This is a genomic window from uncultured Kiloniella sp., from assembly GCF_937128705.1.
Classification (GTDB): Bacteria; Pseudomonadota; Alphaproteobacteria; order Kiloniellales; family Kiloniellaceae; genus Kiloniella.
The window spans coordinates 25,962-49,314 of the sequence record NZ_CAKZMP010000081.1 but is presented as its reverse complement, the minus strand read 5'-3'; the positions used below and the strand labels follow the sequence as shown (position 1 = coordinate 49,314).

The window sequence follows — 23,353 nt, the reverse complement described above, 5'->3', positions numbered from 1 at the left end:
AAGTTCAGAATCATCATGCTGATTACAGCAGCCTCATAGCTGAACGTCACTACACTTCGCGTCGATATGAATTGTGCAATGAAAAACGCTATAAATGATACGAGAGCCAGTCTCTTGGCGGTGAATATGAATATAACCAGCGCAATGACCGCGAAGAGTAAAATCATGCTGACTTCCGTCGCTTTGTGATGTTGTAGTCAAAACCGCCCGCGACCTTTTTGGCTTTCTTCTTCGGCTTCTTCGGCTTGTAACTTGTTGCTTTCGCTTTGGTTTTCATTTATCAGCCCCGACAATATCAACTAACGCTTCGTATGATTCTTGATCTAAGAAAATACTAGCTGTTTCATCATAACCAATCCCAACTAGCGCTTCTCGCATGGTACTGCAATAGCGAATAGTATCAGGAGCTTGACTAAGACCTCCAGAGCGCTCAATCAATTCAGCAAGAAGCTCTTCTTGTGTTGCATCTTTAAGTAGTTTTGAACTCATAATTCCACACCTTTAAGTTTGGCTTTAATTAGATTCTGCCCTTGATGGCTGCTATGAAGTCGCTCTTGTCGTTTTTCAGCATGGCCACAGCCTTATCGTCGATGTCAGTATCAGTGCGACGTGAGAGCTTTTCGGCCTGCTCAACAATCATGTCAAACACCAGTGAGGCGGCATAATTTCGAATCATGTACACCAGTCCAGCTTTGATAGCAGTTGCAAGTATTGATTTCATAACGCCTCCTGTTTTCTTGATTGTATCACTGGTTGAAATTTAGGCAACTTTACTATAACACACGCAATGCGCGTTATTTGGTCGCTACTCGTGAATTCCTTCATCTTCGACTTTGCGAATGAACTTTTTCAACTCACGGTTCATCTGCTCGAATTTCTCCGGCTCATCCCAGTAAGTCGTCAGCACTGCTTGGGCTGGCTGAGGATAGACTATTGCGGCAGCGGGGTTGAGGAACATGCTGACCGGGGCGGGCAGTGTTCTCCAAATGACCGGGGGCGAATGCCAAGGCCTCGCCGCTACTGCCGCGTAAGGCGATTACAGGATCTATAGCCAGATCGGGAAGGCTGATTTCTGCGACAGGATATGTATCGGCCCATGACCATGCTCTTTGTGGTGTCTGGGTGGTTAAGGTTTCCTGCCAGGCCTGTTGTAACAGGTGTTGCGCCAGAACGGCTTTTAATTTGATGTAGAGACCATCCCCGATCAGGGCAAACCCAGCCATGAATAATGCGAGTAAGAGGAGCTTTCTCACTCCTCTTACCAGATGTTGAGGGGGCCTCTGAAAGGGTCTTCGTATTTGTAAGGTAGGCTTTATAGTACTAGAGGTTTTCATGGCTATGGACGCTGTCCATTTAGAAGCATTTTACGGGAGACCAGCATAAAGAATACCGTTGCCAGTAACAGAAGAATACCAAGAATGATTTTTAATTCCGCTGTTGTTGCTGTTGCAGGTAAGGGAATGGATTTAGCTTTTGCAGAGGCTAGATTTGCCAAGGGGGTATCACTTGCAGCTAAGGCATGCAGGGATGAAATGCTGGCATTTTCAAGTTGTTCTGGAGCCGAAGTGTAATCAGGCCCAAAGACTTTCTCAAAATCCCAACCAGCAGGAAGGTTTAACGCTATCTTCTGACTATTGTAATCTGTACCAGTTGGCCGCGTCGGGGTGATATCAACTGCGACAAGGCTCGTCATTTTGCTGATTAGGCCGTATTTCATAGCTGTATTGAGTATGTATTGATCAAGCACATTCCAATTATCGGCCTGAAAGTACTGTCCTTCTATTTCTGAAATTCTCTTTCTGCCCCATAGTTTGCCAATACCATTGCCTTGCTGTGCTTTGTGGAGCGGTAATTTAATTGTCCAGGGTTGGTTTGAGAACTGGCCAGAAACATCCAGTGTTTCTTTGACTGATCGAACCGTATTTTTGGCTTTAGCCAAGATAACGACGGGCTCACCACTGTAGAGATCGGGGAGGTGACGTGGGCTCATTTCTACATTGTTTTTCTCGGGTTGATTACTTTCTGGCCAGTTTGCCTGAAGATCGGTTAACACCGGGGTTTCAAGCTTTGTAAATAGTTCGTTCATACGGGATCTGACTTGTTGTTCTGATCCGATATGGGTAAAGGTTCCTTTGCCGTAGCTGGATGCGCGGTTCATAAAGTGACTGTTGGGGGCAGAACCAATACCGACGGTAAAGATTCTGGAACGACCACGTTTTTTTACAATGGTATCAAACATTTGTTTTTCATTGCCAATGGCACCATCCGTCAAGAATACAATCTGGCGTAAAGTCGATTTTTCGTGCGGGGTTTGGTCTTCCAAGGCGGCTTCCAGCGCAGGTAACATTTCTGTTCCGCCATCAGCTTCGAGAGATGAGACAAATCTTTTTGCGATATCAAGATTGCCAGTATTGGCTTCAAGAGCTGAAGGGAAAAGGACTTCGTAGGTGTCATCGAATCTTATGACGTTAAAGCGATCCTGATCGCTCAACTTTGCAAGAGCTAAAAGCAAGCTTTCCTTTGCCTGTCTCATAGAAGGGCCAGCCATAGAGCCTGAGTTATCAATAACAAAGATAACTTCCCTGTCTGGTGTTGTTATTTCATCCTGAGCAAGTTGAGCCAGTTTGGGGGGAGTAACAAAGGCAAGGAAATAGTCATCTTGACCAATTGTTTCCTTAAATAGGGCTACGCGGGGAGATTTTTTTGGTTCGGCTTTCCAGTTTAGTTCAAAATCGCGATCTGCAGGGACGACTTGATCACTGAGAGAGACTTCAACCTGATCTTTGGATTTATAGTCTGTAATAATGTTGTGGAACGGGCTTTTGATTTCAGCAATGGGGAAGCCGGAAGCCAAGTTGACATTCAAAGACACCGGATTGCTTTGTGCTTGTCTTGCCGGATTTATTACTGGAGACGTTATCTCTTCACGATCCGGAACGGAATCTTTTACTGTTCCCCACTGTTCATCATTCTCAAAATTTACACTTTCGACAATGCGTGGCTTTGGGTTGTAGCGGGGGGCTGCAACCATTGGGAAACGGAGCGAGAAAAGACCATTCGATTGCCTGACCGTTTCTTGATATTCAATCTGTACAACGATGATTTCTTGCGGCCCTATATTTGCGACCGAGTTGGTAAAGAGATTGGGGCGTAACTGTTCAACCAAACTGGCTTTTTTGCCTTCTCTTTTGGCGTCATCATAAATTTTTCGAGCCTCTTCTTTGGGCTTGATAATGCCTTCGATGAAACGATCACCGATTTGCATTTTGAGTGTATCTACAGCTGATGTTTCAGGAAGAGGAAAAACATAGGTTCCTTCAACCCAGCCATCAGAAGGGTTTCTAAAGCGTTGGGTGACTTTCGTTCGGGCAATCGGTCCGTTGATGTCAATCTCTACATTGGTTGCAAGCTGAATGGCTTCGACCATTTTACCGGCTTCCGTTGTTTTCAATAACAACGAGCCTCTTTTCATGTCATTTGGGGACACCAGTCCATTTGCAACCGAGGGACCTATGCCCATAACAATTATAGAGGCAGCCAATAGCCCCCTGATAAATTGTTGTTTAATCGAAAAGTTTAATTGTTTCTGTGTGATTGTTTTCAGCATGCCGCTGCCCTGTCATCTAAGAATAAAGTTGTTTTGTTTCTTTGTATTCTTATCTCGCGGCTTTATGCCCAAAGGGTGGGGCTTTGTGACAAAAAAGGGGCAAAGTCGGGATTATCGCATATTGAGCCAACCATAATTCAAATAAAAAAAGCACTGCCATCGAGATGAATGGCAGTGCTTTTTTTATTTGAATTATGGCTTGGTTTATATCAGATATCGATATCTGAAACGAACTTTGCGTTGTCCTGGATAAAGTTAAACCGTAGTTCCGGTTTCTTACCCATTAGGCAATTTACTCTGTCCGCTGCGGCTCTTTGGCTTTCGGCAGGATCAAAATCATCATTGTGATGAACGGTAACGCGCAAGAGGACTCTTTTGGATGGGTCCATTGTTGTTTCTTTAAGTTGTCGAGGTGGCATTTCACCAAGACCTTTAAAGCGACTGACTTCGATTTTCGCGCGTCCAGTCAGTTCAGTTTTTTCCAGTTCAAGTCGATGCTCGTCATCCATGGCATAGACCGTTTTACTGCCTTGTGTAAGACGATAAAGCGGTGGCATTGCCAGAAAGAGATGACCGCTTTCGATCAGACCTGGCATTTCCTGATAAAAGAAAGTCATCAGCAACGAAGCAATATGAGCACCATCAACGTCGGCATCCGTCATGATTATGACGCGTTCGTAACGAAGCTTGTCTTTATCGAACTGGCCTTTGGTGCCACAGCCTAGTGCCAAGCTAATATCTGCGATCTCTTGGTTTGCTTTGATTTTGTCCGCTGTTGCAGAGGCTACGTTTAGAATTTTTCCACGAAGGGGAAGAATCGCCTGTGTTTTTCTATCACGTGCTTGCTTGGCAGAGCCACCAGCTGAATCGCCCTCTACCAAGAAGATTTCAGTATCGTTTGATCTGTTGCTACTACAGTCGGCAAGCTTTCCGGGTAAGCGAACTTTACGCGTCGCAGTTTTCCGACTTGTTTCTTTATCTTGTCTTCTTCTTAACCGATCTTCACTGCGCTCTATAATACGTTCCAGTAAAAGTCTGGAACTTTCAGGATTACTGGCCAACCAAAGATCAAAGTGATCTTTAATAGTTGCTTCGGTTAATTTGGCAGCAAGAGGGGTGGCGAGTCTATCTTTGGTTTGTCCCTGAAATTGCGGGTCCCTGATAAAGACGGAGAGAACGGAAATACTGCCGTTCAGAAGATCATCGCCTGTAATTTGGGCCGCTTTTTTGATTCCTGTAAGTTCTCCGTATGCCTTGAGACCTTTTAGGAGGCCAGAGCGCATACCACTTTCATGGCTGCCGCCATCAGGTGTCGGGATTGTATTACAATAGGAATTGACGAAGCCTTGTTCGTCTCGGGGCCAGCAAATGGCCCATTCCGCACGTCCCTGACCATCAGAAAATTCAGCTTCACCAGCAAAGGATTCAGATGTTAGGGCAGGGCGTTCGCCAAGCTGTGAATCAATAAAATCTTTCAAGCCGTTTGGGAAGTGGATCACTTCGCTTGGGGGAATATTACTACCCTCGACAAGGGAAGGTTCACATGTCCAACGGATTTGAACGCCTTTGTAAAGGTAGGCCTTTGATCGCGTCATCTTGTAGAGACGGGCGGGTTGGAATTTACAACCGGGCTCAAAAATTTCGGCGTCCGGGTGGAATGAAATTGTCGTTCCGCGTCGATTGTTGGTTTTGCCAATCAACTCCAGCTTAGTTTGCGGATGACCTTTGCTGTATTCCTGTCGGTAAAGCTGTCGATCTCTTGCGACTTCAACATACATGGCATCAGACAGAGCATTTACGACGGAAACACCTACGCCATGAAGGCCGCCGGATGTTGCATAGGCATCCTGTGTAAACTTGGCACCAGAGTGCAGGGTGGTCAGGATGACTTCCAGTGCAGATTTGTCCGTATATTTTGGATGAGCATCGACGGGAATGCCACGTCCGTTGTCTTTGATTGTTATATGGTTATCCAGACCAAGTTCAATATCGATTCGTGTCGCATGGCCTGCTACTGCCTCATCCATGGCATTATCAAGAACCTCTGCAACAAGATGATGCATGGCGCGTTCATCATTGCCGCCGATATACATACCGGGGCGATGCCGAACAGGTTCTAAACCTTCGAGAACTTGAATATCCTTGGCTGAATAATCAACCGTGGTTTCATTTGTGGGGGCTGACTGAAATAGATCTGACATGGGAACATTATGTGTTGATGATCAGGCTAAGGCAAGTTCCAGATGATAGTGTATTCACGTTTTGTTTCGCCCAAGAGCATTTTATTCCTGATGTATATCGCCTAGACTCCGAAAGGGTAAGGTGTGGGGCAAAGTTGAATTTGGTAATGCTTGATGGCGGTGACTGGATTCTCATCTGTGGTTTTGTATTTCATAAAACTCACCGGGTTGTGAAAAGCATTACTGCATTACCTCTGTTATAGATAGCGAACTGTTATTGTTTGATAGAATTCTTCTTGGGGACGTTATGCAAAAAATTTCTGCCATTATCCGTTATATACTGTTGCCTCTTATATTGCTTTTTTCTTTTTTGAATCCTGTGGTTGCAGGCGAGGCAGATGTTATTAATGTTAAAGGTTACAAGGATGGCGATCGTGGTTGGCGCTTTGATGTGACAGTGCGTCACGATGACACAGGTTGGGATCACTATGCTAATCGTTGGGAGGTCATCACCGAAGACGAAACCATTTTAGCAACACGCGTGCTTCATCATCCTCATGAAAATGAGCAACCCTTTACCAGATCTTTATCTGGCGTTGAGATTCCCAAAGGTGTAAAAAAAGTTTTTATACGTGCTCATGATAGCGTGCATGGCTATGGAGGGCAGGTAAAACCTTTCGTTGTGGAATAATATATTACAAAAAAACGACGGAAAAATACGTTGACATCGTCAAATTTCACACAACGGCAGTTGATTTTTTTTCTCACTTACATTATTTAATACTTGTGCAATGCACAAAGTGCCTTTGTTTGAGTCTCCGTTCCGTTTCTTACTACATAAGTCTCTATGTAGTCGACTGTCGGAATCGCCACAATTTGAGACGCTATACAAAATGTATAGATATAGTGCTATTTTATGATTTTAAATAGTTCTGTCTACTGTGCATTTGTCCATAGGGTGTCAGATAGTGATGGCTCTTGACGAGCTTTGGAGACCTTTTCTTCTGTTTTTTTCTGCAGAAGAACTTAACTAATTATCTATTTACCTAGGACTACGGTTCTTGAGGTTATTAAGTTACCGGATCCTACGGAGGGATTAATGAGCGATCAGTCCAATACAAAGCCGGTTTCTGACCGGGTGTATGAAAAGAAAAAACGTAGTTGTCTGAAGTGTCGGGAAAAGTTCGTGAGCGAATGGCCTGGCGAACGCATTTGCAAGACATGCAAATCTTCTACCGCTTGGCGGGAAGGTATTGCGGCCTAATAAGCTGTTGCAAAGAATGACACATAACAAAAGCGCGGATCGTTTGACCGCGCTTTTGTTATGTCTGGGCCGGTGTTTTGTCTAAGTTTGGTGCCTAACAAGCCTTGTTTAAAGTATCCTGGATTGCGTTATTAAGTCGGGACAGGCTTAAATCCTGATCTCTTATATCTAAACCAAAATATCAACTCGACTTCCTCTGCCATCCGTAGGCGGCGCGAGTAATTTTTGACTACCAGAATTATCAGGATTTATGGTTTTGATTTTCTGTACTTCTATTGTGTCGGCTGTCGCAGGCTTAAAGGCTGGCCCCCGGTCCGCGCGGAGTTCAGGGGTAATGATTGTTCCCGTCCGTGTGTAGATAGGCGGAATATACATTGAAGCCTGTAATGTAAATTTGTGAATAAATTTTAATTAAAATACCATGTAATTTTACAAGTGTCTTTAAGTAAGTTGATGATTTTATTTTTTCTCTCAACTTTGGCTTGCGACGGCAAATTTTAAGGCAATGTGCAGAGTAATATTTATGGGAATGGTTAAAGTATTGTTTCAGTATTATGCATAATGTTTAGATTTCTACATCAACGGTTTTTTGATATGTACGTAATTTAAAGATTATGTTTTTGATGGCTTTTGTTCGAAAATATTTAGCTGTTGTCTTATACTTCTAGATTGATATTTGTTACTGATGTAAGTTGAATTACACGATATGGTAATATCAAGGATGTTGAATTGATACTTGTTATTACAGGGTTGATTTGCGTTAAGACGTACCTGAATTTTTTATAGAACTAAAAGGTTGTGAAACGATGTTTCTTGTCAGGAAATTAAGCTCGTCATTTTTAAAATTGGCTTTTATGTCGCTTTTGTTTGCGTCGACTTCAGTGGCGCAGGCAGATGAAAGTGCAATAGCTTATGTAAAGGTATTAAATGGTGCCTGTTATGTTGAAAGTGCGGGTGCCGAGCGGATTCTTCAAATCGGTGACCCTTTGTACAAGGATGACATTGTTAAAACACGTAATGAATCATCGTTAGGGGTTTCTTTTCGAGATAACACCCTTGTTTCTTTGGGGAGTAATTCTTCCCTGAAATTGAATAATTTTGAATTCGATCCTGATAACAAAAAGCTAGCTTTTGCTGTTCAGCTTTTTGAAGGAACGCTTTTATATATTTCGGGCATTATCGCAAAGCTGACTAAAAACCCAGATGAGGATTTACAAATATCAACGCCTGCCGGAACAATATCTGTTCGGGGCACTAAGATGTTTGTACGTGCAGAATAATGTCAGTGGACAAGGGGGAGCGTTTAATGCCTAAATTTATATCTAAATTCCTATTATCAATTTTGTTCTTGGTTCTCGCTGGCTGTTCGGCGCCTCGTGGTAACTATGTTATTCTGTTGCCAGAGGAAGATGGAAGTGTTGGTGAAGTCAGTGTTCGAAACGATGCGGGTGTGCAAACTATTTCTTCGGTTAATACCGTCGTAGAAATTCCAGATGACAAAGCACCTAAAAAACCAAGAGAACTTTCAAATGATATTGTTGCCAAGTTGGTTGCTGAAACAGAGGCAGCTCAACCGCCAAAGCCACTATCATTCTTCTTCTTCTTTGGCTTTGATAGCGCAGAGCTAACAGAGGAATCAAATGTGATTTTTGCATCCGTTTTAGCTGAAATTGCCACAAGAGAAACTGTGGATATCAGCCTTATTGGTCATACTGACACCATTGGCGCTTCAGATTACAATAAAGAGCTGGGCCTTCGCAGGGCGGATAATTTGCGTGACAAGCTAATCGAGAACGGAATCGATGGTGGGTCTATTGATATCAAGTCTCTGGGCGAGGAAAACCCACTTGGTGGCGGTGAAGGGCAAGGTGGCCGAGCGTTCAACCGTAGAGTTGATATGGTATTGCGTTAAAATACATACAAATACCTTTTAGTCACGAAGGGGGAGAGTAAACTTGAAAGTTGCTCCCCCTTTTTTGTTGTCTTCTACCCATAGATTACCGCCCCAAGCTTCTATAATCGAGCGGCTGATTGCCAAGCCTAATCCTGTGCCTTGTTCTTTTGTCGTAAAGAAAGGTTTGAAGAGATCTTTTTTCTGATCAGATGTTAGTCCTGGGCCTGTATCGCTTACGGCAACCTCAATCATACCTTTGGGGTTTTCGCATGTTGAAATTAGTATTTCATGGTTATTTTTATCGACTTCTTCTGTTGCCTGTTTTGCATTACGAATCAGGTTAAGGAGGACTTGGTGTAATTGAATTTCGTTTGCTGTGCCATTTGTAATGTTTGGGGCAAGGTTTGTGTTTATGGTAACCTTCTCTCCTAAGTCAGAATCATTAAGTAATTCAATTTCTTCGATAATTATCTGGTTTATATTAAGAGGCACCAGGCTGGTCTTGCCCGTTTCGGCTGCATCCCGGATTGTTCGTAGAATTTCATTCCCGCGGTCAGCTTGCTTTAGAATTTTCTCTAAAACAGGTTTGATTGTTTCTTGATCAAGATTGCCTTTATCCAGAATTTTTTTGGCTGCGTTTGTGAAGTTATAAATGGCTGCAAGGGGCTGATTGAGTTCGTGTGCAATAGATGAAGAAAGCTTCTGGACTGAGCTTTTGCCGATGGTGTGAAGTAGCTCATTTTGTAGTTTTCTGATCCGTGCTTCTTTTTCGCGTTCCATTTGTGCGGCGATTCTGGCTTCTTCTCGCCTGCGTGCTTGTTCCATGACAAAACCGGTGGAAACGGAAATCATAAACATGATTAATGTCAGTATCATCGGCAGGGAAGGGTCAAAGAGCTCTAATCTCAAAGCGAACAGGCCAGAAGATGCAAGGACGGTTATCCAGCATAAAACAGCAAATGTAACGGTAACTTCTAAGGCTCCGTGTCGTTTGTGAACGACAAGGAAAATGATACCAATTAAAAGCAGGTAACTTAATTCTATCCAGAAGAAAGAGGAGGGACGCGTGAGGAGCGTGTCGGTCAGCATGTTATCCAGAGCCTGAGCGTGAACTGCTAGGCCTGACAAGCTTGATCCTACTGGCGTTAGTGTGTGATCGGCTATACCAAGGGCAGTTACCCCTAGAATGACAATTTTATCTTTAAAAAGAGTGTCGTCGATTGCGTCTGTAAGTGTTTCATAGGCTGATACGTTTATGTATTCGGAATTTTTACTGAAATAGATCCAGGGTTTACCTCGATTGCTCATGGTCAAATCGAATGAATTTAATTTGATACTTTTGAGCTTATTGTTTTCTGTCGTTAATTCAATTTGGTCTGCATTATTAACGACGCGCAGGGTTTCTATCTCAAATGACGGGATGATTGTACCGTTTACATTGTATAGCAAGGGGAGCTGTCGAATAATCCCGTCTCGTTCTGAGGCCAGATTGTTGACGCCTTGTGTTGTTGCCTTTTCAAGCTGCTCTATGTTTCTGAGGACATAGTTAAACTGTGGTAAGGTCGACCTGACATCATCCCCGTACATTTTTATACTTGTTGTTGTCTCGACCGGGGCGCGCTGATCTGTGCCATAACCTGTGGCCATGCCCAAAATAACAGGATGGCCATTGAGTGCATCGGCAAGAATGTCATCGTATGAGGGGAAGTTCTGCTTAAGCGGCGTTAATTGCTGTGCGAGTGTCGGATTGTTCTGAATGATAAGACTGGGGGAAGTTCTGTCCGGTTCAGGAAAAACGATATCTATTGCTAGGGCGCGTGGGGATTGCTGTAGGATTTTATGAGAAAGATCTGCAAGAATATTCCTTTGCCAAGGCCATTGCCCTTTTGCTTTGAGGCTCTTTTCATCAATCTCTACCAGCACAATATTCTGAGTTTCTTCTTGATTTGGGCTTATCTTTTGAAACACATCAAAAGTGTTATGACGCAGAATTCTTATGGCCCATGGATCTGAAACTTTAAGGGCGACCACACAAAACAAAACAGCCACCAGTATCGTGGTTGTTTTCGAAAAGGCTTTGGTCGCAAATGTCAGCATTTGCTGTGGTCGATAATCATATTATTTGCAATCTAGCGCGAGCTGTCTTCTGGTTGTCGGGATCAAATCTATTCTGCTTGTGATCAGGAAAGCAAACTAGAGCTTGTTGTCTTTCTTATTGTTGTAAATAATGCTTGGAAGGCTTTGGAATATTTAGATACCTGTTTGATAGTTTGTTGTAGAATGAGACAGAGTTCAAACGGTTTTGCTGAGAGACGATATGTATATATACATTATTGATGACGACGATGCTGTACGTGAATCTACTGAATTGCTATTAAGTACGTCCTCTTTTGAGGCTTCTATTCAGACTTTTGCATCAGCAGAAGAATTTTTTTCTGAAAACCTGCTTGGTCATTCTGGTTGTATCCTCTTGGATATACGGATGCCCGGTATGGATGGTGTTGAGGCACTTAAACAAATTAAAGCATCAGATAGTAATCTTGTTGTCGTCATGATCTCTGGTCACGGCGATATTCCAAAAGCTGTTGAAACAATGAAGGCAGGGGCCTTTAGTTTTGTTGAAAAACCATTCTCTGATACGGAAATCACCGAGATTGTGACTTCAGCTCTTCAGCAAAGCGAGGCGCAGCAAGAAGAATCAGAGCTTAAAGCTCATGCTGTTGATGTTATTGAAAAACTCACTCCTCGAGAAAAAGAGGTTTTGGATAAGCTTGTTCTTGGGCTTTTGAATAAGGTCATTGCCTATGAGCTGGGTATCAGCACTCGAACAGTTGAGGTTCATCGCGCCAGAATAATGGAAAAGCTGGATGTCAGAAGCTTACCGGAAATGGTGAGGCTTTGTCTTTTGGCAGAAGGAAAAGACAAAGCCTTGGTCGCAACTTAAATCTTAGTGCTTGGCAGGCAGTTTGATTGGGGGTGCTAGATACACCCCGTGCAAAGGGGGGTGTCACTTCGGGGGATGTGAAGTGACCGTGCACCAAGGCATACCTAGCTGATTAAAGAGATAAGAATAATTTCGTTCAGTTGTAATTGAGTGATTTACGTAGATAGAACTACCTATAAATGACAAAAGCCCCCGATCATTCGGGGGCTTTTGTTTGATGTATTATCCCTTGAAGATGAGGGCTTTCGAGAAAAGAAGCCTGGGGATAATCAATTATATTACAGCATCAAGCGCTGTAATACATATCGAACTCAACAGGGTGAGGTGTCATTTCAAAGCGCTGTACTTCTTCCCATTTCAGGTTGATGTATGCTTCAATCTGATCTTTGGAGAACACATCACCAGCAAGCAGGAACTCGTTATCAGCTTCCAACGCTTCTAGCGCTTCTCTGAGAGAGCCACAAACCGTTGGAATATCTTTAAGCTCTTCTGCTGGTAGATCGTAAAGATCTTTATCCATTGCATCGCCAGGGTGAATTTTGTTGCGAATTCCATCAAGGCCAGCCATCAGAAGGGCTGAGAACGCAAGGTATGGGTTTGCAACAGGATCTGGGAAGCGAACTTCTACGCGTTTTGCTTTCGGGTTTGATCCGTGTGGAATACGACAAGATGCAGAGCGGTTACGTGCAGAATATGCAAGTAGCACAGGTGCTTCAAAACCAGGAACCAGACGTTTGTAGCTGTTTGTTGATGGGTTTGTGAAGGCGTTAAGAGCCTTCGCATGTTTGATCACGCCACCAATATAGTGCAAGCAGGTCTCGGACAGGCCTGCATAGCTCTCGCCAGCAAAAGTTGGTTTGCCGTCTTTCCAGATTGACTGGTGACAGTGCATACCGGAACCATTATCCCCAGCAACTGGCTTTGGCATAAATGTCGCTGTTTTACCATAAGCGTGGGCAACGTTTTGTACGACATATTTGTAGATCTGGAGTTCATCAGCAGCGCGAACAAGTGTGTTGAACTTAACACCAAGCTCATGCTGTGACGGCGCAACTTCATGGTGATGCTTTTCAGCTTCAACGCCCATTGCCTTAAGAACAGTGGTCATTTCTGCGCGCAGGTCGATGCCAGTATCGACAGGGCCTACAGGAACATAGCCACCTTTGACGCGTGGACGGTGGCCAGAGTTGCCGCCGTCGATTTCGGCACGAGTCATGTGCGGAGATTCTTCGTCATCCAACTGGAAGAATGTGCTGTGGCTGTTTGTATCAAACTGTACATTATCAAATACGAAGAATTCAGCTTCCGGGCCAAAATAAACAGTATCACCGATACCTGTGGACTGAAGATATGCTTCGGCACGTTCAGCTGTCGCACGGGGGTCGCGATTGTAAAGTAGGCCTGAATCCGGCTCGTATACTGTACAGGTTAAAATAATTTGTGCCTGTGCAGAAAACGGATCCATAACAGCGGATGTAAGATCGGGTTTGATGATCATGTCTGATTCGTTGATTGCTCTCCAGCCTTCGATGGAGGAGCCATCAAACAAAATGCCGTCTTCCAGCTCGTCTTCACCAACAGCAGAAGCACACATTGTCATGTGGTGCCATTTTCCGCGTGGGTCTGTGAAACGGTAATCAACGAATTCAACTTCGTTTTCCTTGATCATATCAAGGACGCTCTTTACGTCAGCCATAAGCTCTTTCCTTTGTAGTAAAGTATTTTCTTTATGGGATGTGTTCTTATTTGATTAGATTAGATGGCGTCGCCGCCGCGTTCGCCAGTTCTGATACGAATTACTTCTTCGATGTGGCTAACAAAAATTTTGCCATCACCGATACGGCCGGTTTGGGCTGCTTGTTGTATTGCTTCGGTAGCGCGCTCTGCCAGTTCGTCTTCAAGCACAATTTCAACTTTTACCTTTGGTAAAAAGTCGACAACGTATTCTGCACCGCGATAAAGCTCTGTATGGCCTTTTTGGCGGCCAAAACCCTTGGCCTCAGTAACGGTGATACCATTAATGCCGACTTCATGAAGGGCTTCTTTCACTTCGTCGAGTTTGAAAGGTTTAATGATCGCTTCGATCTTTTTCATTTGTCCGAATGCTCCAGCATCAGTAGGGGGCGGCTCTTTCGTCCATATTGTTATGCACCCTTAATTGCATGATGCATGCCAACTCTAAAACGGCTAATTTTAGGTGTATTAAAAAAATGTTTTGGATAGGGTGCCTTTTTTTTGTGCACTATGTGCCTAAAATTTAGGTTTGCGGGTGGTCTTTGATTATATTCACGTCATTTGAGTGATCTGAGGATTCGACCGTGATCGCTTATACTAAGGGGCTTGTGGTTTTTTTTTGAGTGCTATTGCGTTCATGTGATCTTACCAAGCCGGAGAATATGATCGGAGTCAGGAATCCGTTATTCATGAGGTTAAGGTAGAGCTAAGGGAAAATTCATACTTCCTGATGGGGTCTGTCGATTAGCGATATATTACGGTTTAAGGGAGTTTTACTTTTATTCTGGCTTGGTGGGTGTCCATAATAATAAGAAGAGAGTGAAAACAATTTTCTTTGTGTGTACAGTTGCGCTTGACGGCTTCACTCTATGTGTATAAAAGCTCGCTCATCGGTAACGAATATACGTTACCTCGTTGACCTTGTGGTGGCTGTAGCTCAGTTGGTTAGAGCACCGGTTTGTGGTACCGGGGGTCGGGGGTTCAAGTCCCCTCAGCCACCCCATGTCAACTTTGGTTTTAGGTGTGCGCGGTAACCATTTGGTTTGCCGCTTTTTTTTGTGTCTCATGCCTGCTGGTCGATCACAGATATTTTATTTTCGACCATTATTTTCTTAACGACTGATTAGGTTGTTTTGATTTATCATTAATTTGACATAATTGTTTCATTGATGAAGGCATGTGTGATGGAAAATAACGCGATCGCTGGTGAAGATAGACGCCAGGCTCCCAGATTTCCGGCTTCTGAACCGATTTCCCTAAAAGTTGTTGATAGAGACGGTCAAGCGGTTATGACAACCATCGCTGATTTGTCTTTTGGTGGATTTTGTCTCAAGGGAAATCTAGGGGCTGATATCGGTGAAGAAGTTACGCTGACACATTCCATTGCCGGCGAATTCCAAGGTGAGGTTATGTGGCAACGGGATAATCAGATCGGTGTACGCGTTATAATGTCTTCGGGTAATCGTGAAAAATTGCTCCAATACACCTGTTTGGCTTTGTATCCGGATAAGGATGTTCCAGAGCAAATAAGATCCTGAAATAAATTTTCAACTAAATAAATGTTCATAATGTGAAGGTCATTGTTGAGCCATATTGATCTAATATGTAGGTTCACACCTGTAATTTAGATTCGTAGGTTTCAATAGTATGCGTAAGACCCTTAGTCGTGTCCTTCTTGTTAGTGTAATGACACTATCACCGTTACATATCGTAAAAGCAGATGATTATTTGAACGGTGTAACGGCCTTTGAACAGGGAGATCATGCGCTTGCTTTGTCATTCTGGTTGCCGTTAGCAGAGAATGGACACGGAAAAGCCCAATACAGTTTGGGGAAGCTTTACGAAACACCAGAGTTTGGTAGCGAGCCAAAATATCTCGAAGCAATTAAGTGGTACGAAGCTGCTGCGAGTCAGGGTGTTGCTGCTGCTCAAAACAATCTTGGCCGTTTGTATGCGCAGGGTAAAGGTGTCGAGGCCGATCAGGCGAAGGCCGTCGGGTATTGGCGTATGGCTTCGGAATCGGACCATCCGATGGCGCAATATAATCTGGGGCTTGCTCTTTTCCGTGGCGAAGGCGTCGCGCAAAATTTTGAGCGCGCTGTTTTCTGGTTCCATCAATCGGCAAATAATAATGTGTCTGGTGCTCAATACGCCTTGGGCGAAGTCTATCGCCTTGGTCTGTCTGTTTCAGTCGATAATCAAGTGGCTGAAAAGTGGTATCAGGCGGCAGCAAGAAATGGCAGTACCTCTGCATCTGTTAAACTTGCCGAACTTGCGCAGTTGAAAGCTGAGGCCGTGAAAGAGGCAGACGCGCAGCCTGTTATTGGGGAGCAGGCCATTGAAAATTCAGACTCGGCTATTGCTTTAGAGGCCGAGAATATGAAAGTGGAGGCAGATTCTGAAGAGGTGTCTACCAGTATTGTAGAGGTTTCGGTCCCTAAGCCAGAGCCTGTTTCATCAGAGACGATTGCTGCTGCGGACGTTGTTGCATTGATTGGCCCGCTTAAGGATGACCGTAATTTCAGGCCAAAGAAAAATCCCCGAGGCTATAATGGTGTTGGTAGTTTGTTAGTGCCAAAGCCTAAATTTAATCCCAAAAGGTGATTTTTTAGCGTTGATTTTGTTGGTGATAACGCGGCCAGCATAGTTTTTTCTTTTCTGCTCAGCTGTATATCTTGATGCGTTAAGTCTTGGGCGCATATATATCAATGCCTGAAAGTACACTCGTGATATGGTAATAGTTAGAAGAATTTCTCTAACTATTATGGCTTTTGATGATGTGTAGGGGTGATCATTCTCTTCTTAGTGTTCGCGATATGTATCAGGCGGATAGCTTGGCGATAAAATCTGGTGTGTCTGGAATTTCATTGATGCGACATGCTGGACAAGCTGTTGCGCAGGCCGTTTGCGATATCATTCCTGAGGGGCGGGTGCTTGTGCTTTGTGGTCCTGGCAATAATGGCGGGGATGGTTTTGTCGCTGCTGCCGTGTTGAGGGAGCGGGGGTATGAGGTTCAGCTCTATTCAATGTTGCCTATATCAGAATTTGAGGGTGATGCCCTGCATTTTGCTCTGGAATGGCAAGGGGGTGTTGTTCCTGAACTTGGTGTGGAAAACTTTGAGCAAGCCGACGTTATTGTCGATGCGCTTTTCGGGGCGGGGCTGTCACGCCCCCTTGATCGTGCCTGCTGTAATTATGTTAAGTGGTCGCGACAAAAGCGTGTTGTTTCTGTCGATGTGCCAAGTGGCGTGTCTGGCGATACGGGTAATGTTGTTGGTGATGTCGCTTTTCGTGCGGAAAAAACTGTTACTTTTTCTCTTAAAAAGACCGGGCATTGTCTTTACCCTGGTGCTGATTTGTGTGGTGAAATTATCGTCGCTGATATTGGTATTCCAAAAGAAGTTACGGCCAGCTTGTCTTTGAACTGTCAGGAAAATCATCCGGATCTATGGTGTGATCAAATCCCTCGCTATGACTATGATCGCCATAAATACGATTTTGGCCATAGTCTCGTGTGGGGTGGCCAGATGTCGGGTGCGGGACGATTGGCTGCAATGTCTGCGTTACGAGTTGGCTCAGGCCTTGTGACAGTGCTTTGTTCCGAATCTGACAAGTTAGTCTATGCGGTAACATCACCGAGTCTCATTGTGGATGGGCACAAAGATCCATTGGTGTTAAGAGCGTTTTTGAGAAATAAAAAGATAAGTGCTTTCGTTGTGGGGCCGGGGGCTGGGCGCAATGATGCTTTTAAATTTTTTGTCGCGACAACTTTGAAAGACTGCTTTGTACCTGTCGTGCTTGATGCTGATGCCATCAGTGTTTTTGAGGGAAATCCTGAAGAGTTATTGTCGTTATTAAATGATCAAGTGATTATCACGCCTCATGAGGGGGAGTTTAAGAGGCTCTTTCCTCAAGCTCAGGGGTGTCGATTGGAGCGGGCGTGTGAAGCTGCCGAAAAGGCCGGGTGCACGATTGTTTTGAAGGGGGCTGATACGATCATTGCGGCTCCGGATGGGCGGGCCGTGATCAATACGAATGCGCCTTATTGGTTGGCACGTGGTGGAACAGGTGATGTTCTTGCTGGTATTATTACGGGGTTACTTGCGCAAGGAGTATCTGTATTTGATGCTGCCTGTGCCGGAGTTTGGTTGCATAGCGATGCCGCACAGAGGGCTGGAAGTGGCATGATTGCTGATGATCTTCCCAATGGTGTTGGTGAATCTATTGTGCCCTTTAGGGGGTGTGAGTGATGTGTGTGAGTCTGTAACCCCTTAGAGTTACAAAAAAATATGTGGTTTTTGATCTATTTATTTACTTTTATTTAATAGCTACCTGCGATTATTGGCACTGTCATGTATAGAAAGTGTTCGTATTTAGGGTTTAATTATGTCATTCGTTGATAGTCTATATAAGTTCAAGCGCGACTCTGATGAAGTCAAAGTTGGTCACAAATATCGTTATGTGAATCCCCATCGGGTTGTGGAAACAGCTAAGGTTATTAATGTAAAGAAGGATACCTTTGGCATCCCGCATGTACATTTTTCCATATCGGTTGATGGGGATACCAGTACAGGGTTCGTAGATTTTAGGACACTTGGTCTTTCAAGCTTTTCTGAGCGTTACTGCCAGGCGGTTTAACGCTTTAAGTATTTAGGGGATAATCGGGAATATGATTACTTGGCCTTGAACTGAATGTTCAGGGCCTTTTGTGTTTTGTATATTTCTTAATGAGTGTGATTTCTTTGCGTTTAATGTTTTACGTATATATACGCGCTTTCCGAATCTGTTATATGTGTAGATGTTTAGCTCGGTTCTTCTTCCTTGTGTGGGGACACTACGTTTCTCTCTTCACATCTAGAGCAAGAATTAAGCTAAACAACTATAAGAGCTAACTTCGGTTAGGTAACTTTTTTATCAGGTTCGGAATATCTTCATGTTCAAAAAATCCATTACAATTTCTGCTGCTTTATCATTTACGCTTCTTACGCTGCCCGTACAGGCTGATTTATTCAGTGATGGTCTTAAGATACTCCAGGGCGGTGACGCGAAGCAGGATGATCAAAGTCAGAGCAATTTGAGTGTTGGTGAGATTTCGACGGGTCTAAAGGAAGCCTTGCGAGTTGGTTCTTCCCGCGTTGTTGATCAAGTCAGCTTGCAAGACGGTTTCAATGCGGATAGCAACATTCATATTCCTTTACCAGATAGTTTGAAGAAAGTTCAGGGCGCATTACGCACCGTCGGCCTGTCTTCTATGGCAGATGATCTGGAGCTCAAGCTCAATCGTGGCGCAGAAAAAGCATCGGTGGAAGCTCGTGAAATTTTCCTTGATACGATTTCTAAAATGACGCTGGAAGATGCGCGACGGATTTATAATGGACGCAATGACGAAGCCACGAGGTATTTTCAGGAAAAAATGAACCCTGATTTAAAGGCGAAATTTAAACCGATTATTGACCGAACACTTTCAGAAGTTGGTGCGGTTAACAGTTATGAAGAAATGATTTCCAACTACAAAGCGATTCCTTTTGTACCGGATGTGAAGGCTGATCTGACTGATTATACTGTTTCTAAGGCGCTGGAAGGGCTGTTTTATTATCTGGCAAAGGAAGAAGAACAGATTCGTCAGAATCCAGTGGCACGAACAACAGAGATTCTTAAGAATGTTTTTGGCTCTTGATGGAAAAATAAAGATTGGCAGTATTCTGGGGTTTTTGGGCAGATCAGTGAAAAACGTGATGAGAAAATCAAAAAAAAACAACAAAATTGAAAAGTCTTAGTTGCGTCCTCCGTAATGATGTATTAAACCCCTCCAAATCGAGACGAAATGCGGGTGTGGCGGAATTGGTAGACGCACCAGATTTAGGTTCTGGCGCCGAGAGGCGTGGAGGTTCAAGTCCTCTCACCCGCACCATCTCGAAACTAATTTGTTTGACCCTGGAAGGCCAGCGCTGCCCGGGCAGCTTGCTTTTGTCCTCCAAGGTCTTTTTTACGTTAAAATGAAAGGCGTCGCCGGCAAATGCAGGTAACTGAGACAAACGCGGACAATCTGAAACGCGAATTTACGGTGGTCGTTCCCGCCAATGACATCGACGCAAAAATCGATAGTCGTCTGGTTGAGCTAAGTTCTCAAGTCAAGCTCCCAGGCTTCCGTCCTGGCAAAGTTCCAATGAAATTGATGAAGCAACGTTACGGTAAGTCCGTGATGGGCGAAGTTCTCGAAGCATTGGTAAACGAAACCTCTCAGGAAGTTATCTCAGAGCGTAGCCTTCGTCCTGCAATGCAGCCTAAAATCGAAGTTACTTCTTTTGATGATGGTAAAGATCTCGAATATTCAATCGCTTTTGAAATCATCCCTGATATCGAGCCTATGGATTTCGCTAAACTGAACCTTGAAAAGCTTTCTGTTGATGTTCCTGCAAAGGAAGTTGACGAATCTCTTGGTCGTATTGCTGAAAACCACAAAACTACTCAGCCGCTTAAGCGTAAGCGTAAAGCTAAAGAAGGCGATGTTGTAACAATCGACTTTAAAGGCACCGTTGGTGGTGAAGCTCTTCCTGGCATGGCTGGCGATGATTTTAAACTGGAGCTTGGCTCTGGTCAGTTCATTCCAGGTTTTGAAGATCAGGTTGTTGGCGCGAACGTTGACGATGACCTAACTGTAAATGTTACTTTCCCAGAAGGTTACGGCAACGAGAAGCTATCCGGTCAAGATGCTGTCTTTGAAGTTAAAGTAAAAGACATCGAAGAAACCGTTCCTGCTGAAGTTGATGATGCGCTTGCTGAAAAGCTTGGTGAAGAGAACCTCGAAAAACTTAAAGAGCGTGTTGCTGAGCAGGTTAAAACTGAATATGACCGCATCGCACATTCTCAACTGAAGCGTGAAGTTCTTGATCAGCTTGCTGATAACCATGACTTCGATGTTCCAGAAGCAATGGTTGAATCTGAATTTGACGGTATCTGGAAACAGATCGAAGCCGACAAAGAACAGGGCAAGCTTGACGAAGAAGATGCTGCTAAGTCTGAAGACGAGCTAAAAGCTGAATATCAGGACATTGCTGTACGTCGCGTTCGTCTTGGTCTTCTTCTTTCTGAAGTTGGCAGTAAGAATGAAATTGATGTTACTCAAGAAGAACTGAACGCAGCTCTTCTTCAGGAAGCACGTAACTATCCTGGTCAAGAACAGGCTGTTTTCGAGTTCTATCAAAAGAACCCGCAGGCTTTGGCAAACCTTCGTGCGCCAGTATTCGAAGACAAGGTTGTTGATTTCATCGTTGATCTTGCAAAGGTTACTGAGAAATCCATTTCTCCTGATGATCTTCGTAAGCAGATCGAAGCTGAAAACGAAGCAGTAACAAAAAAGAAACCTGCCAAAAAAGCAGCTGCAAAAAAAGCTCCGGCCAAAAAGCCCGCTAAAAAAGCTGCTGCTAAAAAGGCAGATGCTTAAGGTCTGATCGCCTTAATAAAACTAAACGTGTTGTATGGGTTGTGCGAATCTCTCGCGCAACCCATATTACTTTCTAGTGAGATATAGTTAACGAGCTTAATTTGTTAATTAATATGTGACACGCGAATTACGTTGAGGGGAAGCTATGAGTGATCCACGCGATATATATATGAATACACTCGTTCCTATGGTTGTTGAGCAAACAAGCCGTGGTGAACGTTCTTATGATATCTACTCAAGGCTTCTAAAAGAGCGAATTATCTTTCTGACTGGTCAAGTAAACGATCAGGTAGCTAGCCTAATATGCGCTCAATTGCTGTTCCTTGAATCAGATAATCCAAAGAAAGATATTTCTTTCTACATCAACTCACCTGGCGGTGTGGTGACGTCTGGTTTGGCGATGTATGACACCATGCAATACATTAAACCCGAAGTTTCCACTGTGTGTGTTGGTCAGGCCGCATCTGCAGGGTCTTTGTTGTTGATGGCTGGTGCTAAAGGCAAGCGCTTCGCCCTGCCAAACTCCAAGATCATGATCCATCAACCTTCTGGTGGATTCCAGGGGCAGGTAACTGATATTGAGATTCATGCAAAAGATATCATCGACACCAGATCTCGCTTGAACAAACTTTATGCCGACCACTGTGGTCAGCCAATTGAAGTAATTGAGCAGGGTATGGAGCGTGATAACTTTATGACACCCGATGAAGCTAAAACATTTGGGTTGATTGATGAGGTTATTTCTCACCGGGAAGCAGATGCGAGCGATAAAGGCGATGCATCTAAATAGTTGATAATTTGATCGGCATTGGGAAGAGTTCATTAACGAAGCTTTGTTATCCTCATTATAAAAGACAGGTACTTTATTGGTAATTGTCGAGGTGTTTTGCTTATAACATGGATTTTTCCCATTGTGCGGGTCGGGTCTGTCTGTCAACATGACCTAATATTGGGAATTGATTTCGAGGCTCATACGTAATGTCAAAATCGAGCGATAACGACTCGAAAAATACTCTCTACTGTTCCTTCTGCGGCAAGAGCCAGCATGAAGTTCGCAAGTTGATTGCGGGACCCACCGTCTTTATTTGTGACGAGTGTGTAGAACTATGTATGGATATCATTCGTGAAGAACATAAATCATCATTGGTAAAATCTGGTGACGGGGTACCTTCGCCACAGGATATCTGTGATGTGTTAAACGATTATGTCATCGGACAGGGGCACGCTAAAAAAGTGCTCTCTGTGGCTGTGCATAATCATTACAAACGTCTGGCACATGGGAATAAATCTGGTGATGTAGAACTCGCCAAGTCCAACATTATGCTCGTTGGTCCAACTGGTTGTGGTAAAACACTTCTGGCGCAGACCTTGGCGAGAATTCTGGACGTTCCCTTTACCATGGCTGATGCGACGACGCTTACTGAGGCAGGATATGTTGGTGAAGATGTTGAGAATATCATTCTCAAGCTTCTACAATCTGCTGATTACAACGTCGAGCGTGCGCAACGTGGTATCGTCTATATTGACGAGGTCGATAAGATCAGCCGGAAATCTGATAACCCATCCATTACACGTGACGTGTCTGGTGAAGGTGTTCAGCAGGCGTTGTTAAAGATCATGGAAGGCACTGTTGCCTCTGTGCCGCCACAGGGCGGACGGAAGCATCCGCAACAGGAATTCCTTCAGGTCGATACGACAAACATCCTCTTTATCGTTGGCGGAGCTTTTGCTGGACTGGATAAAATTATCTCTGGTCGTGGCAAAGGATCATCCATCGGTTTTGGTGCAGATGTCGTCGGGCCAGATGAACGAAGAATGGGTGACATCCTTCGAGAAGTTGAGCCAGAAGACTTGTTGAAATTCGGTTTGATCCCTGAATTTGTTGGTCGTCTGCCAGTTGTTGCGACACTGGAAGATCTTGATGCTGATGCACTGGTCGAAATTTTATCCGAACCTAAGAATGCATTGGTTAAGCAGTATAAGCGTCTGTTCGATATGGAAGATGTTGCGCTGAACTTTACCGATGGTGCTCTTTTGGGAATTGCTGAAAAGGCAATTGAACGGAAAACCGGTGCGCGTGGTCTGCGTTCTATCATGGAAGGTATTCTTCTTGATACAATGTACGAATTGCCAGGCCTTAAAGGTGTCGAAGAAATTGTTATTAATAGCGAAGTTGTAACCGGTAAGGCGCAACCTCTCTATATATACGGTGATAGCAAGGAAGAGACCGGCACGGACGCGTAACTTTGGCAGGCCATTCTTGCTTAATGGCTTGAAGGTTTCGTA

At 44.1% G+C, this 23,353-nt stretch carries 21 protein-coding genes and 2 tRNA genes; 14 read left to right on the top strand and 9 right to left on the bottom strand.

All coding sequences use genetic code 11. From position 1 onward, the window contains the following. Positions 1 to 273: 273 nt before the first annotated feature. The 5 genes from Q0241_RS04875 to parE all read right to left on the bottom strand — a co-directional run bounded on the left by Q0241_RS04875 (position 274) and on the right by parE (position 5,808). Entirely contained in the window at positions 274 to 489 is a 216-nt protein-coding gene (locus tag Q0241_RS04875; protein WP_299373981.1) for a hypothetical protein, read from the bottom strand. Between the two features lie 28 nt (positions 490 to 517). Next, positions 518 to 721: a hypothetical protein gene (locus Q0241_RS04870; protein WP_299373978.1), complete on the bottom strand. Its 204-nt coding sequence runs from the start codon at positions 719 to 721 to the stop codon at positions 518 to 520. Between the two features lie 163 nt (positions 722 to 884). Then, complete coding sequence (locus Q0241_RS04865) at positions 885 to 1,253, bottom strand: hypothetical protein (RefSeq protein ID WP_299373975.1); 369 nt, start codon at positions 1,251 to 1,253, stop codon at positions 885 to 887. An 83-nt stretch (positions 1,254 to 1,336) separates the two neighbouring features. Continuing rightward, complete coding sequence (locus tag Q0241_RS04860; RefSeq protein ID WP_299373972.1) at positions 1,337 to 3,607, bottom strand: marine proteobacterial sortase target protein; 2,271 nt, start codon at positions 3,605 to 3,607, stop codon at positions 1,337 to 1,339. Positions 3,608 to 3,816: 209 nt separating this feature from the next. After that, a complete protein-coding gene (parE, locus tag Q0241_RS04855; RefSeq protein ID WP_299373969.1) occupies positions 3,817 to 5,808 on the bottom strand; it encodes a DNA topoisomerase IV subunit B in 1,992 nt (663 codons plus the stop codon). A 286-nt stretch (positions 5,809 to 6,094) separates the two neighbouring features. On the opposite strand from parE, the gene Q0241_RS04850 reads away from it, so the two are divergent. Then, positions 6,095 to 6,478: a hypothetical protein gene (locus Q0241_RS04850; protein WP_299373966.1), complete on the top strand. Its 384-nt coding sequence runs from the start codon at positions 6,095 to 6,097 to the stop codon at positions 6,476 to 6,478. A gap of 741 nt (positions 6,479 to 7,219) precedes the next feature. Here Q0241_RS04850 and Q0241_RS04845 read toward each other — a convergent pair. Further along, entirely contained in the window at positions 7,220 to 7,426 is a 207-nt protein-coding gene (locus Q0241_RS04845) for a hypothetical protein (protein WP_299373964.1), read from the bottom strand. A 479-nt stretch (positions 7,427 to 7,905) separates the two neighbouring features. On the opposite strand from Q0241_RS04845, the gene Q0241_RS04840 reads away from it, so the two are divergent. Both Q0241_RS04840 and Q0241_RS04835 read left to right on the top strand, forming a co-directional pair. Continuing rightward, positions 7,906 to 8,331 carry a FecR domain-containing protein gene (locus tag Q0241_RS04840; protein ID WP_299373961.1) on the top strand — a complete coding sequence of 142 codons (426 nt, stop codon included), beginning with the start codon at positions 7,906 to 7,908 and terminating at the stop codon, positions 8,329 to 8,331. Positions 8,332 to 8,357: 26 nt separating this feature from the next. Next, the gene (locus Q0241_RS04835) at positions 8,358 to 8,963 is read left to right on the top strand and encodes an OmpA family protein (protein ID WP_299373958.1); all 606 of its coding nucleotides are present in this window, start codon (positions 8,358 to 8,360) and stop codon (positions 8,961 to 8,963) included. An 18-nt stretch (positions 8,964 to 8,981) separates the two neighbouring features. Here the strand turns inward: Q0241_RS04835 and Q0241_RS04830 are convergent, their stop codons facing one another. Next, positions 8,982 to 11,042 carry a CHASE2 domain-containing protein gene (locus tag Q0241_RS04830; RefSeq protein ID WP_299373955.1) on the bottom strand — a complete coding sequence of 687 codons (2,061 nt, stop codon included), beginning with the start codon at positions 11,040 to 11,042 and terminating at the stop codon, positions 8,982 to 8,984. Between the two features lie 220 nt (positions 11,043 to 11,262). Here Q0241_RS04830 and Q0241_RS04825 point away from each other — a divergent pair, with 220 nt between their 5' ends. Further along, positions 11,263 to 11,889, top strand: a complete 627-nt coding sequence (locus tag Q0241_RS04825) for a response regulator (RefSeq protein ID WP_299373952.1) — start codon at positions 11,263 to 11,265, stop codon at positions 11,887 to 11,889. Positions 11,890 to 12,175: 286 nt separating this feature from the next. Here the strand turns inward: Q0241_RS04825 and glnA are convergent, their stop codons facing one another. Both glnA and Q0241_RS04815 read right to left on the bottom strand, forming a co-directional pair. Further along, positions 12,176 to 13,585 carry a type I glutamate--ammonia ligase gene (glnA, locus tag Q0241_RS04820; RefSeq protein ID WP_299373949.1) on the bottom strand — a complete coding sequence of 470 codons (1,410 nt, stop codon included), beginning with the start codon at positions 13,583 to 13,585 and terminating at the stop codon, positions 12,176 to 12,178. A gap of 59 nt (positions 13,586 to 13,644) precedes the next feature. Continuing rightward, positions 13,645 to 13,983 (bottom strand): P-II family nitrogen regulator, encoded by a 339-nt coding sequence (locus Q0241_RS04815; protein WP_085900312.1) that lies wholly within the window; start codon positions 13,981 to 13,983, stop codon positions 13,645 to 13,647. A gap of 566 nt (positions 13,984 to 14,549) precedes the next feature. On the opposite strand from Q0241_RS04815, the gene Q0241_RS04810 reads away from it, so the two are divergent. The 10 genes from Q0241_RS04810 (at position 14,550) to clpX (ending at position 23,311) form a co-directional block, all read left to right on the top strand. Then, positions 14,550 to 14,626: transfer RNA gene (locus Q0241_RS04810), tRNA-His, on the top strand. 181 nt (positions 14,627 to 14,807) lie between these two features. Continuing rightward, positions 14,808 to 15,161, top strand: a complete 354-nt coding sequence (locus Q0241_RS04805; RefSeq protein WP_299373942.1) for a PilZ domain-containing protein — start codon at positions 14,808 to 14,810, stop codon at positions 15,159 to 15,161. Positions 15,162 to 15,270: 109 nt separating this feature from the next. Further along, entirely contained in the window at positions 15,271 to 16,227 is a 957-nt protein-coding gene (locus tag Q0241_RS04800) for a tetratricopeptide repeat protein (RefSeq protein WP_299373939.1), read from the top strand. A gap of 173 nt (positions 16,228 to 16,400) precedes the next feature. Next, positions 16,401 to 17,873 (top strand): NAD(P)H-hydrate dehydratase, encoded by a 1,473-nt coding sequence (locus Q0241_RS04795; protein WP_299373937.1) that lies wholly within the window; start codon positions 16,401 to 16,403, stop codon positions 17,871 to 17,873. Positions 17,874 to 18,009: 136 nt separating this feature from the next. After that, positions 18,010 to 18,261, top strand: coding sequence for a hypothetical protein (locus Q0241_RS04790; protein WP_299373934.1), 252 nt, complete (start codon positions 18,010 to 18,012; stop codon positions 18,259 to 18,261). Between the two features lie 295 nt (positions 18,262 to 18,556). Beyond that, positions 18,557 to 19,300: a DUF4197 domain-containing protein gene (locus tag Q0241_RS04785; protein ID WP_299373931.1), complete on the top strand. Its 744-nt coding sequence runs from the start codon at positions 18,557 to 18,559 to the stop codon at positions 19,298 to 19,300. Between the two features lie 149 nt (positions 19,301 to 19,449). Continuing rightward, positions 19,450 to 19,534 (top strand) — tRNA-Leu (locus Q0241_RS04780). A gap of 105 nt (positions 19,535 to 19,639) precedes the next feature. Then, positions 19,640 to 21,067 carry a trigger factor gene (gene tig / locus Q0241_RS04775; protein ID WP_299373929.1) on the top strand — a complete coding sequence of 476 codons (1,428 nt, stop codon included), beginning with the start codon at positions 19,640 to 19,642 and terminating at the stop codon, positions 21,065 to 21,067. A 145-nt stretch (positions 21,068 to 21,212) separates the two neighbouring features. Further along, a complete protein-coding gene (gene clpP, locus Q0241_RS04770) occupies positions 21,213 to 21,857 on the top strand; it encodes an ATP-dependent Clp endopeptidase proteolytic subunit ClpP (RefSeq protein WP_299373927.1) in 645 nt (214 codons plus the stop codon). Positions 21,858 to 22,045: 188 nt separating this feature from the next. After that, positions 22,046 to 23,311, top strand: a complete 1,266-nt coding sequence (clpX, locus tag Q0241_RS04765; protein WP_299373926.1) for an ATP-dependent Clp protease ATP-binding subunit ClpX — start codon at positions 22,046 to 22,048, stop codon at positions 23,309 to 23,311. The last annotated feature ends 42 nt before the right edge of the window (positions 23,312 to 23,353 follow it).